Source organism: Yersinia entomophaga (assembly GCF_001656035.1).
Classification (GTDB): Bacteria; Pseudomonadota; Gammaproteobacteria; order Enterobacterales; family Enterobacteriaceae; genus Yersinia; species Yersinia entomophaga.
Genome location: NZ_CP010029.1, coordinates 4,093,838 through 4,107,905 on the forward strand (window position 1 = coordinate 4,093,838; position 14,068 = coordinate 4,107,905).

Sequence of the window (14,068 nt, forward strand, 5' to 3'; positions counted from 1 at the left end):
ATGATGCGCATCGCTCTGGCTCGAATCAGCGATCTCAGCCAACCTGCTGTCACCACCGATTGGTTGTCGCCGGAGTTACTGGTTCAGGCTCCCAGCGGCAAACGGCGGGAGGCGTGGCTGGCGGGAAGAGTGTTGCTGGCGCAGCGGGTGGGTCAGCGACCTCTCAGGGAAATGATCATTGAAGCATCGGGAAAACCTGCGTTTCGGTGCGATCAATTGCCACATTTCAATATCAGTCACAGCGGCGATTTTGTTTTTGTCGCCGTGAGTGATAAAGGGCCGATTGGCTGCGATATTGAAGTGATCAGGCCGCGAACCGGTGCGATAGAGATTGCCCAACACTATTTCTGTGAGGCTGAATATCTGTGGTTGGCGGCGCAGCCTGCCGAAAATGTCATGATGGCGTTTTGGCGCTTGTGGACCGCGCGCGAGGCACGATTAAAACAACGCGGGCTGAGTGTTTGGCAAATGCGTTCAATAGCGTTAAAGCCCGAAACATTGGGCATTGCCGGCAGCGAAATTTATCATTGGTATCAGCAAGGGTTGAGCATGGCGGTCAGTTGCTGTCCGTCAGAAACGGCAAACAGCGATCTCACCGTGGATAAATGAGCGTATTCCTGACATTTATCAGATTATTACCGATGAACTTCCCCACAAAGCAGCACCACATCCGGGCGGCGCTGATGGATTTTAGCCGCCACGGCAAGGCATTCCTGACGGGTAGGATATATATCTTCAGACACGGGAAGCGCGTCACAAGCATCTATTCCGCATGTGCTGACCAGTAGAACAAATCCTATAAGCATATATCCCCCTTATTCTTCAAAGTATAGCGCGCTTATCTTGCGAGTATAGAGGTTTTGTTGTGGCATAGCGCTCGCTTTAATCATAAAAAATGCCTTACTAACAAAGATTTCCACAATATGCCGCGCACGGCGAATTCCACATGGCGTAACCCGCTCTTGGGGGATGTTATGAATAATCATATTGGCAGCCATTAGCGCGAGACGGCAGTGGAAGGATCACTCTGTCTGCTATTGAGGGTCCATCGTCTATTAGGATTTTCTGCTTTGTATTTATGCCGTCACCATATTGGCTATTGTAAGCGTTTCATTTTCATCTTCACCGCTATGGGATATCACCTATGGGTAAATCATCGCGTATATATTCTTTAAAACTTTAGTTGGCCTTAGAGCGGAGTGAGCGCGCGTGTCTGTGGTGGTAAAAAGAGTGAAAAGGATTCTCACTAGTTGGAGATATGTCTGAAAACCATTAATAAGATAAGGGTTTGAGCTTAAAACACTAACGTAATGGAGTACATACCAATGAAAGGTAAGTTGCTATTAGCGATATTACTGAGCGCGAGCTTTTCGCTTCAGGCTGATGAAACCAGCTCTTGGACTGATGAAGGTCAACCGTCTCCTGAGCATTTGGAGATGCAGAAACCCGAATTTCATCTTTGTCAGGATGGACAAAACCAGTCACCGATAGATATCCGTGGGGAGTTAAGAAGTAACCTGGCACCGCTGACCATGCAATATTTTACCACGACGCTGAATATCGTAAATAATGGTTATACGATTCAGTTGAACGTACCCAAAGGGAATAAAGTGCAGTTAGATGGCGAAACTTTTATGCTGAAACAGCTGCATTTCCATGCTCCCAGTGAAAATACCATAAAGGGTAAGCAATATCCGATGGAGGCACACTTCGTACATAAAAATGAGCAGGGAGAATTGCTGGTTGTTGCCGTGATGTACAATCTGGGCAAAGAAAATATGGCGCTGGAAAAAGTGTGGCAGCAAATGCCAAAAGGATTGAATCAGGAACAGAAGATCAATCCAGCGTTGGATCTCAATGGCCTGATTCCGGACAGCAAATATTATTATCGCTTCAGCGGCTCGCTAACCACACCGCCTTGTTCAGAAGGGGTACGCTGGCTGGTGTTTAAACAGCCTTTAAGCATTTCTGAAAACCAGATTACGCAGTTTAAGTCGGTCATTCATCGCGATAATAATCGACCGGTACAGGAGTTACACGGTAGGGTTATTGTAAATTGATTTCTGGATATTTTAATTTTTCAGGGAATCTAAAAGGATTTTCAATAAAACTGTTAATAAATCGCTAAGGGTGAAAATAAATCTTTATCGATATATTTAATGTAATGTTTCGTCAGCGTAAAACAGCGTGCTTTATTTGGTTTATGCTGACGGAATCTTATTGGATATATTTATGGCTAAACAGCCAGACGTCTAAATGGGTATTTAATTTATTTATAAATAAGGCTTGATTAAAATGATTGGCTATGAGTAAATAGCGTCATCGGTTTGGAACACAGACCTTATGAAAGCAGTTTTAGTAAAGCAGTTCACAGTATTAGCGTTATCCTCAATAGATACCTCTTCACCGCGAAACTCCTTCTTAAGTGCCCCATAAGAAATAACTGAAAGACAGACCTCTCTTGCCTTATGGCAGCTTAAATAAATGAAGGAAGTATCGCTATGTCTAATACAATGACTGGTTTAGTAAAATGGTTTGACGCGGGTAAAGGCTTTGGTTTTATTACCCCAGCAGACGGTGGCAAAGATGTATTCGTGCATTTCTCAGCTATCCAGAGCAACGATTTTAAAACGCTGGATGAAGGTCAGCGCGTAGAGTTCTCGATTGAGAACGGCGCGAAAGGGCCTTCGGCGGCCAATGTTGTTGCCCTTAAAGACAGGCAATAACGGGAAGAGGCTTTCCGACCGCGATGACGGGTTTCCCTGAGCAGTGAAAGCCCTCTCCATAAAAAGTATTACCGGTTTGCAGTAAAGATTATGTCAGCAGTTTTAGTTAAGCAGTACGTCGAATTAGCGTTATCCGAACGATACCTTCTTTGTCAATGCCTCTCTAGCGATGCCCATAACTATTAATATTTCTGACCGTTACGCCAGATGGCAATTAAAAAACAAATAAAGGAAGTATCGCTATGTCTAATAAAATGACTGGTTTAGTAAAATGGTTTGACGCGGGTAAAGGCTTTGGTTTTATTACCCCAGCGGACGGTGGCAAAGATGTATTCGTGCATTTCTCTGCTATCCAGAGCAACGATTTTAAAACGCTGGATGAAGGTCAGCGCGTAGAGTTCTCGATTGAGAACGGCGCGAAAGGGCCTTCGGCGGCCAATGTTGTTGTCCTGTAAAGACAGGCAATAACGGCTAATTATCGGATAGAAATCCCCGGTTTTCTATCCGATAAAAATTGCCAACAAAAAACCCGCCTTGTGCGGGTTTTCTGGTTTTATAGGAAATTAAATGGCCTGCGCTGACGATGTATATAGCTGGAATAGTGGCACATTAAGATTTTGTAGCAGAAACCAAAAATAACATTGGGCGCTCTTTTTCTTCATCCAATGCCGGTTGTTCTGCAATTTGCTGCGCCGTAGGCCCCCATTCTTCAAGGCGATGTAGAGTAAAGCCGGCGTCTATCAACAGATTAATATAAGTGGCTAACGTACGATGCTGCTTAATCACTCCGTCTGCCAGCCAATTGGTGACGCGGTTGCCTTCGGCCTGATAATGATTAACCGGCCATGATCTTTGGCCTTTATCATCAGTTAACCAACCCTGCTGGATCGGTGCGCTAAAAATAGGGTGTTCGGCAGAGAAAACAAATTTCCCACCGGGTTTAAGAGAGCGAAAAATCGTGTCGAACAGTGCCGATAGATTAACGACATAATGCAAAGCTAATGAGCTATAGACTAAATCGTAGTTATTTTCCGGTAATTTAAGTTGTTCCAGATCCTCACGGCAGTAGCTTATTTTGCTGTCGTCGGTCATTTCATTGGCCTTGGCCAGCATTTTGGCGGAAACATCAATACCTTTAACTTCCCGAGCACCTTGCTCGCGGGCATAACGGCAGAACCAACCGTAGCCGCAACCTAAATCAATAACGTTAAGATCGTGTAGGTCGGGTAGCATTTTGGCAATCGATGGCCATTCTGGTGCGCCGTTTAACCCCTGAGTTGAACGATTCAATTGTGCGTAGCCAGCGAAAAATGCCGGGTTATCATAAATATTCTGAGCCATATCTGCTCCAAAAGTCGTTAGGATAAACTGAAGTTTATTATTAAGGCGTTTTTCCAGGGCAGTTTAACAAGAGGATTTTAATCTTAATGCACTGCGCCAGTGGGAAAATAAGGATAGCGCCGAAACAGACGGCGCTATCTGAGTAATAGGCTTTTTAGGATTTCAGTAGAGGTCAAAAGACGCAAACTGAAGGCTTACCAGCCAAAGCGAGCGCCACCGTCGGTAGAGTTGTCCTGTTGACCGCGTTGTTGAACCTGCTGCATTCGACGGTCAGTCTGGCCTTTTTCATTTATCACATGGCCAGAACTCATATATTTACCACGACATTCTGCTGAGGTCTTATCGTGACACTGATAGTAAGAATCAGCATCGGAAGAGCTTGAACATCCGGCAACTAATGTGGCGCAAGCCAGCAAAAAAACTATTTTCAAGTCCATTCATTTCCCCTTAAATTCCGTTTACCTTATTGTTGCTCAGTAAAGATAAATATATCAGCAACGAGAATAATATTACCTCCAGTTTGCATTGAAATCTATTATTGATGATTAGTAACGGATTTATCTCGCGGAACTATTACGCTATTTGAACGCGCAATCACAGCCCCTATGGGCACAATAGGGCAATATACTTTGGTACGACGACATTGACATTATAGAAAGGGGCGTTTATGCAAGTGAGAAAAGCCAGAGTAGAAGAAGCCGAGGCGCTATGGGCGCTAAGAAATAATGCCCTTAGGAGTGGCTGTCGGAACGTTTATGATCAGGCCACGCTTGCGGCTTTTACGCCAGATGTCATGCCATCGGGATTTCCTCCGGTCATCATGGTCAATCCATGTTTTGTTATAGATGATGAAGCAGGGATCTGTCCCGTTGGTTCAGGCTTTCTCGATCTTAAAAATCATTCTGTGGAGGCGGTATTTACGCGGGATACCTATCAGGGAAAAGGCGTGGGTTCACGGATACTGGACGCTATTAAACAGGAGGCTATTGCCCGCGGTATTAATACCCTGAGGCTTTCCTCAACCCCCAACGCTTTGGCATTTTATTTACGCCATGATTTTAATTTGCTGCGTGAGGGCGAGTATTTTTCACCGTCAGCGCAAAAATATTTGCAGTGTTTTGAGATGGAATGGCGGCGATAAAAATTGAATTAAGCTAAATGCTACATTTTGCCCTTTGAACAGGCGTTTGAGCTAGGGAGTTAAATTCCTCAGCGCCGTGTCTGTCACTAAAAAATGTAGAGATAAAGGGGTTTAACACTGCCATATCCAAAATTTTTATTCTTTTATTGTCAATTGATTAGAGCAGTTTTGGCAGCAGACTGGTTAATCAACTAATCATATTGCTTAAATAGACAATTTGGCATATACACTCACGCAATTTTATAAATTATTAAAAATTGCTGAGCGCTAAGGCTGATTGTTAAATGAAAAGTATAGGGATAGCCATATTAACCGGGATGTTGACGTTGGGAAGCGGTGCTCAGGCAGCTGAAACTCAATCTTACTTCTTCGATGGCAAAATGCTGGCTCACCCGGTTATTTATGGTGCCAGAGAAGGCACCGCCGTGATCGCCTTTATTAAAGAGGCCAATGGGGTTAACGGATATTATTGTCTGTGTGAGGACGAAGCTAACCCGGATCCTACACAGCGTACGCTGGATCGTTTTGGCCATGCCAGTATTGAGTCGGTCTTTTTCTTCGATATGGATAACGCTGGCCCGCTGACCTTGGTATTAAGTAAAACCGGCAAGGCCTATCAATTACGAGCTTATCGCTATTGGGAGAATGGTCGCGGTTTTGTTAAAGTCGATAAATTGCAGTCTGCCCTCGATAAGATTATCAGCAATCAAAAAGCGCCGACGGCGGTGATGATTAAAACCGCATTAGCTAAATTGACGCCATTCGACCTCGCTATAACTTACCAGCCGACCGGAATTGCGGAATTTGACGCGATCGATCATTTGCAGGGGAAATTGGTCAGCTACTTTAATGAAGACGAGCAACCCATACCTGAACCTAAAGATCTCTTCTCTACCGACGCGGTATTTTATAAAAAACATACCAGCAAAAAGAAGGGCTTTTCCTGACTGTTACTTATATCCGCTGGGTATTTAGCGAAGAAGATGCGCGCCCAAGTTACCATATTGCCAGAATGAGCTGGGAAGCCGATCCTAAACAATATCGCGGTACTGAAGATGGCCCATATATTGTCTATCAAATGGGCGAAATTATGACACGCGGACAATATAAACAAGGGAAAGAAACCGGCGAATGGAGTATCAATAACGGCGAACAGGAGCAATTATTCGGCACTTATGTTTACGGCAAACGCCACGGTAAATGGAAAATCATCGGGCGTGAAGCAAGTCGCACCGGCATGATGGTGAACGACAAACGCGAAGGGCGTTGGGAAATTAGTGACGGTGAAGCCAGTGAAGACTATGGCCTAACGGGGTTCGATACTTTTGTTAACGATCGGCGTAATGGCCCAAGCGAGAGACAGTTTAAAGGGAAGATTACTGAGCAGGGAAACTACGTAAACGGTGAAAAAGAAGGTCACTGGCGAATGCCCGGAGCAGTCGGCAGCTATTTGCACGACCTCAGAACCGGCGATTGGCTTATTTTGACCGAAGACGGCGGTCGCGAAGAGCTAGTGCTGAGCAAAGGTCAAAGGGACGGGGCATATCGTAAATTTGATGCCAAAGGCCAACTGCGGGAATATTCTAATTATAAATCTGGTGAATTATCCGGTGATAAAGAAGTGTACAGCGAGCAAGGTAAATTACTGTCTCGTGGTACTTATGCACACGGACAACTAAACGGACGAGAAATTGTTTATTACGAAGATGGCGTGACGTTACGTGCAGATCGTGGATTTTTAAATGGAGAACTGCATGGCTCCTTCCGCTATAACTTCCCTAACGGTAAGCCTCAAGAAATTGCTGATTACATTCGCGGTAGAAATACCGGTATCCGTCAGGTATTCAATGAGAAAGGTGTATTGCTGATTGAGGCTAACATTTGCCAATTCAGTAATGGTTTTGAACAAAGCGGCTATTGCGGACATCAGCGCGAATTTAACCCCGATGGCAGTCCAGTGAGCGATAAAGATTATCTGTGGGGACGTCAGCAAACTAATAATAGCTGGTACCCCAACGGGCAGAAAAAAGATGAAACCCTGCTAGGTAAAAATGATTCGCGTATTCAGACTAGTTATTATCCGAACGGTCAGATTGAATGTCGCGTCCATCTGCAAGGTTTTGAAGCTTTTGTTCTCGAGGGGAAAGAGTATAAGGATAATCAGGGGGCTCATCGAGAGGGCGAAAATATCTGTTATTACCCAAATGGACAGGTAAAAAGCCGCGGAATCTATAAACAAGGCGTGGTTGTAGGGGGGTGCGAAACAAAGTTTGATGAAAGTGGTAAGCAAATTTCCCCCGGCCCGCAGGGGTGTCCTAAACATACCTGGGTTTACGAAAGCTAATTAAAGCTAACTATTGATACGAAGGGCGGCGTTTCGCCCAAATTTGCCTCTGGCATTTATCTTAGCGGTGATGCCTTATTTTTCGTGGCTCACTGCTAACGGATACCGAGAACGAATTCAGATGAATGGACACTCCTTTGATTGATCAAAATTATCAGCGCTGGTTATTGACGCTATCTGCGCCTTTGGTTGCCCTGAACCAGGAACAGGGGGCGGCCTATGATTGCCCTAAATTCTATCCTTTTGATACTACGGTAGATTTAACCGAGAGCTGGGGCGTGGATAATCGCGAGGAACTGATCGCTATGGTCGTTCGGATGACCGATGACGGCCACGCACCACATTTGGCAGGTTATTATCATATGTGGCATCGCTTTAGCCATAGGGAATGGCAGGATTACGTGGCTCAACGCACCGGGCGAGAGCAGGTTTGGCTCAATCTGGTCGCTGAGACGGCGGCAATTTGCGGTGAAGGAGGAATTCAGGCCTGGGATTTGGCTCGCGTCAGTTTTTTATGCCGCATTGGGCTGCTCAACCGTTGGATTAATGAAGAGGAAAATCTGTGGTTCCATACCCAATTTGCTTCACGCGCTAGGCATTATTACGGTGATTGGGAAAGTTATTATAACGCCTTTCTGATTGGCCGAGCCTATTGGTTAACGCAAGATAACGACACGCCGGAAACCCTGAATTTTGCCCTCAGTCAATGCAGCGGCACGGCGGCTAGCATGGAGTATGCCAGCGAATTGTATCTCACCCGAAACCCGACTTTTAAGCGCCTTCCGTGGCAAATCGAAATAATCGAAATAGAACGACCAGAATCTTTACAGGGAGTGAATCTGTGATGGAGACAAATTGCTGGGCACTGCTGGGCGTGGCTCCAACGGAAGATCAGGAGATTATTCAGGCGGCTTATCGTCAGCGTTTGCCTGACTTCCATCCGGAAAGCGATCCTGAAGGGTTTAAGCGACTGCGTGCGGCCTATGATGAGGCGCGCCGCTGGGCGGAGAAACCGGTGATTTCCCGTTCCCTGTGGAACCAGAATAATGTCACAGAGAGTGAACAACGGATAAGCGTCATCAATAATGAGTCAGATTCTGAAGAAGATGAGGACGACGACGACGATGAGTTTATCGATGAGGATTATCCGGCGATTCAACGTCTGCTGAGCGAATTCGATGAGCTATTAGTCAATCCGACCGAGCGCTATCAGCCGGAGAGCTGGCATCGTTTCATTTATCATCTTGATCAATACAGCGTGACAATAGTCGATCGTTTACGTTGGCCGCTGTTAGGGCGCGTTCACCAGGGGGCTGCGCTTTCCGCTAACTGTGTCCGGCTGCTGGCGGAACGTTTGCAATGGCGCAAGAGGCTAGATGAAATATCGTTACAAGCTGCGGCTGATATGGATGCATTTCTAAATCATATCTATCGTGAAGATATGTTCGATTTTTCCTTGCTGTCGTCGATGAGTTTGCCCGCACAGGTGGAAACTGTGGTTTATTTCCATCATGCGCGCCAGCTTTATTGGGAACAGCCTGCCGCGGCGTTACGGCGCTGGTTGTTGATGCCGGTAGCGATATTCTGGCCAGATTGTCAGCAATTATTACAGCAAATGGCTCGTTGGTTCAGTTTAGCCGAAATCCCCAGCCCGTGGCTGCGGGACCTTTGTCAGGCAAAACTGGCAGAATCTCCGCGAGATGCGGACTGGCTGTACCTGTGCGCTCGCCATGCCAATTTACTGGGCGACGGCGAGCAGGCGATAGCTCACTGGATGGCCTTGTATCAGTTAGATCAACATGCTGAAGCCGAGCAGGGCATGTTGTCCTGGTGTCGCCGCGAGCAGCCGGAAATGTTGCCATTGCTGATTCAGGCGTTGGATCGCCCCAGTTATCCGGCTGATACCTCGATGGAAATCGATGACGATGAGCAGCAATATCTGAGGCCGACCCAATCGATTCAGACGCAGGTGCGTTGGGGAAATGCATCGCAGCTGACGTTTTCTCCGCAAGGGGAAGCGCTGGTGAAATGGAAATCGGGCGCGCATCGGTTAGAGAGTATGTACCCGCATTTGCTGAATAATCGCGGTGAGAATGAGATCGACCGTTTGTATTGGCACGCCAGCATGTTAGCACTGGGGAACGAAGCGTTATTACAGGATATTCTGGATGAACCGCAGCCGGATTCGCCGCTGGCAGCCCTGATTTTACATGGATTACAGCGACAGGCTGCCCAACGATTGGATTGGCTAACACATTCCACAGTGATCGCCGGGTTAATTCATTGGCTGAATAGTCCGCAGGATCAACCAATGCCGTCAATATTGGGTCAGGAAACGGCGATCCGTCAGTGCCAAATGTGGTTGTGGCAATGGCGTCATTTACCTGCGTTGAATCTCGCACATTTATATGAAAGCGAGTTGTACCAGCCCAAACTGGAACCGATTAAGGATTGGCTCACATTCTTGTCTACAATGGATAAAATCGAGCTACCCGCGCCGCAAAATATTTCTCATCGTGATGATTTCCGTCAGGGTATCTTGCTGATATTGATGCTGGGATTTGCCGATGATCAAATGGCGACGATCTGTCAGGCTGATTCACGCCTTCTACCGCCGCAGCACTTGGCTTTTTCGCTGTTTCGAGCGTTTAAACGAGTCGATTTGACTCGGGGCAACGGGGTTGAGCAGTTAAAACATCAGTTACGCATGGAAGACCGGCTCCACTATCTTTGCTGGACGCATTTGCCGCTGACGGTGGATGATTATGTGGCTCACTATCAGTATTGCGCGCACGTTAGCGGTTGCGATTTTTATCAGGCTAAGTGGCAGTCTCTGATGGCGCAATCGCCGATGCCTCATAAATCATTGCTGTGGGCTTTCTTCTCCTACCACGGTGTGCATGATTATGTGGCAGCGTTGCAAGAGCAACAGACGGAAACCCGGGATGAAGCGGCGTTTAAAAAAATGATCGTGGATATCACGCCGCCGCATCTGGAATCTAAAACAGCGTTACTGAAGGAAAATCCACGCTTACTGAGTCTGGCTACCGGTAATTTCCGTTTTTATGACAACCCGGACTATCTGCCGGAACAATCATTGAGCGATGAATGGCTACTTTGGGCGCAAGATGAAGAGGAAGATCCGGCGCTGCGATTAACCGCCATTATGTTGGTACAATTAGGGCGAGAGCGTTTAGCCGGTTTCAAAAATGCGCCGCGTCAGGTGAGTCGCTTTTGGCAGTTCTGGCGTTTGAAAACGCGCCTGGGCCGCGGAGGATTAGTGAAGCAAGTGGCGGGTGGAACCCTGCTGATTAGCTTGGTTGGCGATATAGTGCTGCTGGATACTTTGCCTAATACGTTGCTACTTTCTGTCCTGATGGTGGGAAATCTGTTTAGCGGTCTGACTCGTCGCGCCAACGATCTCAATCAGGAATCCCCGCGCCTTCAGGCTTTGGTCAGTATGCTAACCCTATTCCCGTTGCTGCTGTTTTTCTTCGGTAAAAGTTATCCTGGATTTACCCATAGCGGGCCGCCAGCGGGCAATGGCGAATAACCGAGGGGAGGCACCGTCGCAGGTGCCTCCCGCGTTTTCGTCTCTGCTATCGCGGCATAGGGCTTAAGTCGCAATTCGCTTAAGTTACGATCGGTTTAAGCTACATATCTCGCTTGAGTCCTAAATGGTTTATAGCTGCATATCGTCGAGAAACTGTTCCAATCGTTGACGAATCGGCGCGATAACCTCTTCATCCTGCCCGGCCAACACCGTCTCGAACTCCCGTAACCAAATGCCAATTTGCCTGCGCGGGTCACCTAACGTCTGCGCCCAGGCTTTCTCAATACGCGCTAATAACGCCCGATTGTGCAGACTGTCGCGAGGATGGATTTTCAGGCAGTTGAGACGTTGATGGCTTTCCCGACGCTGCTGCTCTGTCAGTCCGGTTGGGCTATGGTCGATGACTTTGCTAAAAGTGCCGCCGCTGTCTGGAATATTCACGTCCACCTCTAACAACCCGTTGATATCGTAACTGAAGCGCACATCGAGAGATTGCAAGCGTCCGTTAGGCTGAACTGGAACTTCAAACTCATCGATAAAGATATTGTTATCTACGTGAGGACTTTCCCCTTGATAAATGGCAATACTGATGGCTTTTTGATTCGGATAGCGAGTGGAGTAAGTCTCCACCCGCGAAGTGGGTACTACGGTATTTCGTTCCAGAATCGGTGAGAAAATACCGCTGCGTTTCTCCTCGGCGGTAGCAATACCTAGGGTGTAGGGGCACACATCGGTCAAAATAACTTCTTCGATATCTTCATTACGTAAACGACAGGCGGCCTGCGCGGCGGCACCTAACGCCACAATAGTGCTAGGATCGAGGTGCTGATGTGGCAGTTTGCCGAATAAACGTACCACGAGTTTCTGAATGATGTTCATCCGTGATGCGCCGCCGACCAACACCAAATGATCCAACTGCTGTGGCTGCAAACGTGCATCGTGCAACGCCTGTTCGATAGGCGCCCGCAGGCGATTGATCAGCGGTAGCCAGATGTCTTCAATACGTAGCTCATCCAGAGCCATACACCAATGCTTGTCTTGCCAGTGCCAGCTTAATTCGTAGCGGGCCGTTTGCCCATTGAACTGATATTTCAGCTGTTCGGCGCTGTGGTAGAGGCGAGACAAATCCGTTGCCGGTATCGATTCGGCAGACAATTGCCACTCTTTCAGCGCCGCATTTATCAACGCCTGAGTGAAGTCTTCGCCCCCCAGATAGTTGTCACCGGCGGAACCCTGAACTTCGATCAGCGGTAATGCGTATTCCAGAACGGTAATATCGAAGGTTCCACCGCCCAAATCGAACACTAAAGTGCGCCCGTGATTCTGAGTATGCAAACCGTAAGCCATGGACGCGGCGGTCGGCTCGTTGATCAACCGAACCGCATTCAGCCCCGACAGCTCAGCGGCAAAACGGGTTTGCTTGCGCTGTTCATCACTGAAATAGGCCGGAACTGAAATCACAACGTCGCTAACCGGTTGGCCGAGATAGTTTTCTGCATCGGCCTTCAGGGATTTCAGCACCAGAGCGGACAGTTCGGGCGCATCGAAGTTTTGCTGAGCCAGTTTGAACTGCTTTTTGCTGCCCATATAGCGTTTAAACACTGAGGCTGACCTTTCTGGATGAGTGGTCAGGCGAGAAAGCGCGGCGCGTCCCACCAAAATAGAGCCGTCCTCGTCGATACTGACCACCGATGGGGTCAAAAACTCGTTTAAGGCGTTGGGAATCAGTACCGCTTGCCCCTCTTGCCAAACGCTAATCAGGCTATTGGTCGTGCCTAAATCGATGCCAATGGCTAAAGGCGCGCGCTGTTGTTCCGTCATGTTGATTATCTCGCTGAAATATTAGCGTTAAATTCAGGGTGAAGTTTCGCTGGGCATGGTGCATGCCCAGCGCTGTGCTGACAAAAAGGGGCTTTCGCTAAAACGGATAAAAACTTAACGCTTTTTGAGGAACTGAATATTCTGTGCCGTTGTATTTCAACAGCATACTGTTTTTCCTCACTTTGACTTCTTTATCGACACAGTTATCTTCTTTTAATAATTCGCTGCGACGGGAAGTGGTGACCGAATTGATTTGCAGATCGTTAAAGCCGTGAGTCTGGGTTTTAGCGACGGAAATCGTGCGTTTATCTTCGGAAAATTCACCGGTACAGTTACCGTCCCATTCGCCGCTATATTGATCCATCTGCAACGGCTTAGTTAATTTATTCAGTTTGCCATCTTGCAGGTTATATAAGGTTAATACGTAGTCCGCGATTGGATTAACGCGCGATGAACCGCGATGGTAGGTGCGTATGCCGAAGGCGCGGTTCTCCGCCGTTAATTGATAGCGTGCGGTGTCAATGCTAATGTTATCGGTATAAATCGCATCATCGCTGATGGCTTTTTGATCGTAGCGGTGAGCGATTAACTTACCGGTAGCCGAATCGACCACTAATACATCGACATCATAAGTCGGTTGATCGGAATACTGTTCGGGAATATCCGAAATCAGGGTCATCACGACAATAGTTTTATCCGGTGCATAGGGCCAGACTTTACAGATGTTCAGGTTTGACGGCGCTAGCGTTAATTCCGGATGTAGTGTTTTCGCCAATTGAGGAATAAAGCTCTGGCAGTCCGCCAACGAATAAGATGAAAACATAAGTGAAGAAAGAAGAAGGAAAATCCTGCGCATAGTCTGAGTCCCTGACGCTAGCCAAATAAAATAGGCAACGGTAGAAAGAGTGTGGAAATCACCGATACACGGTAACTCACTGAAATAAGGTAACTAAATGCTACCTGTCTATGGATTATTACACGGATAGAGAGAGTTACCTAACGGCGTAATTATGAAAGGGGAAATATTTTAATCGAATTTTTTATGCCAGATGGCTGTAAAATAATGCGGTGCTTTATTAACCAGAATACGTCAGGTTGCGATCTGAAATTTATTAAAACCAAGCCAAGGTTGGGTTAGTTAG

The 14,068-nt window shown here is 47.1% G+C and carries 13 protein-coding genes; 9 read left to right on the top strand and 4 right to left on the bottom strand.

Annotation, left to right across the window (positions count from 1 at the left end):
- The 4 genes from PL78_RS18370 (at position 1) to cspE (PL78_RS18385) (ending at position 3,181) form a co-directional block, all read left to right on the top strand.
- Positions 1-609 carry a 4'-phosphopantetheinyl transferase superfamily protein gene (locus tag PL78_RS18370; protein ID WP_064517871.1) on the top strand — a complete coding sequence of 203 codons (609 nt, stop codon included), beginning with the start codon at positions 1-3 and terminating at the stop codon, positions 607-609.
- Positions 610-1,325: 716 nt separating this feature from the next.
- Positions 1,326-2,060, top strand: coding sequence for a carbonic anhydrase (locus PL78_RS18375; RefSeq protein ID WP_064517873.1), 735 nt, complete (start codon positions 1,326-1,328; stop codon positions 2,058-2,060).
- A gap of 441 nt (positions 2,061-2,501) precedes the next feature.
- Positions 2,502-2,726 carry a transcription antiterminator/RNA stability regulator CspE gene (cspE, locus tag PL78_RS18380; RefSeq protein WP_064517875.1) on the top strand — a complete coding sequence of 75 codons (225 nt, stop codon included), beginning with the start codon at positions 2,502-2,504 and terminating at the stop codon, positions 2,724-2,726.
- A gap of 242 nt (positions 2,727-2,968) precedes the next feature.
- The gene (gene cspE, locus PL78_RS18385; RefSeq protein WP_064517877.1) at positions 2,969-3,181 is read left to right on the top strand and encodes a transcription antiterminator/RNA stability regulator CspE; all 213 of its coding nucleotides are present in this window, start codon (positions 2,969-2,971) and stop codon (positions 3,179-3,181) included.
- A 154-nt stretch (positions 3,182-3,335) separates the two neighbouring features.
- Here cspE (PL78_RS18385) and PL78_RS18390 read toward each other — a convergent pair whose 3' ends face one another.
- Together PL78_RS18390 and PL78_RS18395 are read right to left on the bottom strand one after the other, a co-directional pair.
- A complete protein-coding gene (locus PL78_RS18390; RefSeq protein ID WP_064517879.1) occupies positions 3,336-4,067 on the bottom strand; it encodes a class I SAM-dependent methyltransferase in 732 nt (243 codons plus the stop codon).
- A 194-nt stretch (positions 4,068-4,261) separates the two neighbouring features.
- Positions 4,262-4,504, bottom strand: a complete 243-nt coding sequence (locus tag PL78_RS18395) for a hypothetical protein (protein ID WP_064517882.1) — start codon at positions 4,502-4,504, stop codon at positions 4,262-4,264.
- Positions 4,505-4,734: 230 nt separating this feature from the next.
- Between PL78_RS18395 and PL78_RS18400 the strand changes: the two genes are divergently transcribed.
- From PL78_RS18400 to PL78_RS18415, 5 genes are all read left to right on the top strand, one after another.
- Positions 4,735-5,208, top strand: a complete 474-nt coding sequence (locus PL78_RS18400) for a GNAT family N-acetyltransferase (RefSeq protein WP_064517884.1) — start codon at positions 4,735-4,737, stop codon at positions 5,206-5,208.
- Positions 5,209-5,492: 284 nt separating this feature from the next.
- Positions 5,493-6,155, top strand: coding sequence for a hypothetical protein (locus PL78_RS20040; RefSeq protein ID WP_145933981.1), 663 nt, complete (start codon positions 5,493-5,495; stop codon positions 6,153-6,155).
- 65 nt (positions 6,156-6,220) lie between these two features.
- The gene (locus tag PL78_RS20045) at positions 6,221-7,552 is read left to right on the top strand and encodes a toxin-antitoxin system YwqK family antitoxin (protein WP_084414361.1); all 1,332 of its coding nucleotides are present in this window, start codon (positions 6,221-6,223) and stop codon (positions 7,550-7,552) included.
- 137 nt (positions 7,553-7,689) lie between these two features.
- Positions 7,690-8,397 (top strand): DUF1266 domain-containing protein, encoded by a 708-nt coding sequence (locus tag PL78_RS18410; RefSeq protein ID WP_235600989.1) that lies wholly within the window; start codon positions 7,690-7,692, stop codon positions 8,395-8,397.
- Positions 8,394-11,105, top strand: coding sequence for a J domain-containing protein (locus tag PL78_RS18415; RefSeq protein ID WP_145933983.1), 2,712 nt, complete (start codon positions 8,394-8,396; stop codon positions 11,103-11,105). Before PL78_RS18410 ends, PL78_RS18415 begins: the two co-directional genes overlap by 4 nt.
- Before the next feature lie 129 nt (positions 11,106-11,234).
- On the opposite strand, the gene PL78_RS18420 is transcribed toward PL78_RS18415, so the two are convergent.
- Positions 11,235-12,926, bottom strand: coding sequence for a molecular chaperone HscC (locus PL78_RS18420; RefSeq protein WP_064517890.1), 1,692 nt, complete (start codon positions 12,924-12,926; stop codon positions 11,235-11,237).
- 97 nt (positions 12,927-13,023) lie between these two features.
- Entirely contained in the window at positions 13,024-13,782 is a 759-nt protein-coding gene (locus tag PL78_RS18425) for a PA3715 family protein (RefSeq protein WP_128821890.1), read from the bottom strand.
- Between the last annotated feature and the right edge of the window lie 286 nt (positions 13,783-14,068).

Coding starts and splice junctions, on each gene's coding strand:
- PL78_RS20045 (WP_084414361.1), top strand. CDS start 6,221: ATGAGCTGGGAAGCCGATCCTAAACAATATCGCGGTACTGAAGATGGC.
- PL78_RS18375 (WP_064517873.1), top strand. CDS start 1,326: ATGAAAGGTAAGTTGCTATTAGCGATATTACTGAGCGCGAGCTTTTCG.
- PL78_RS18400 (WP_064517884.1), top strand. CDS start 4,735: ATGCAAGTGAGAAAAGCCAGAGTAGAAGAAGCCGAGGCGCTATGGGCG.
- PL78_RS18425 (WP_128821890.1), bottom strand. CDS start 13,782: ATGCGCAGGATTTTCCTTCTTCTTTCTTCACTTATGTTTTCATCTTAT.
- PL78_RS18420 (WP_064517890.1), bottom strand. CDS start 12,926: ATGACGGAACAACAGCGCGCGCCTTTAGCCATTGGCATCGATTTAGGC.
- PL78_RS20040 (WP_145933981.1), top strand. CDS start 5,493: ATGAAAAGTATAGGGATAGCCATATTAACCGGGATGTTGACGTTGGGA.
- PL78_RS18395 (WP_064517882.1), bottom strand. CDS start 4,504: ATGGACTTGAAAATAGTTTTTTTGCTGGCTTGCGCCACATTAGTTGCC.
- cspE (WP_064517875.1), top strand. CDS start 2,502: ATGTCTAATACAATGACTGGTTTAGTAAAATGGTTTGACGCGGGTAAA.
- cspE (WP_064517877.1), top strand. CDS start 2,969: ATGTCTAATAAAATGACTGGTTTAGTAAAATGGTTTGACGCGGGTAAA.
- PL78_RS18370 (WP_064517871.1), top strand. CDS start 1: ATGATGCGCATCGCTCTGGCTCGAATCAGCGATCTCAGCCAACCTGCT.
- PL78_RS18390 (WP_064517879.1), bottom strand. CDS start 4,067: ATGGCTCAGAATATTTATGATAACCCGGCATTTTTCGCTGGCTACGCA.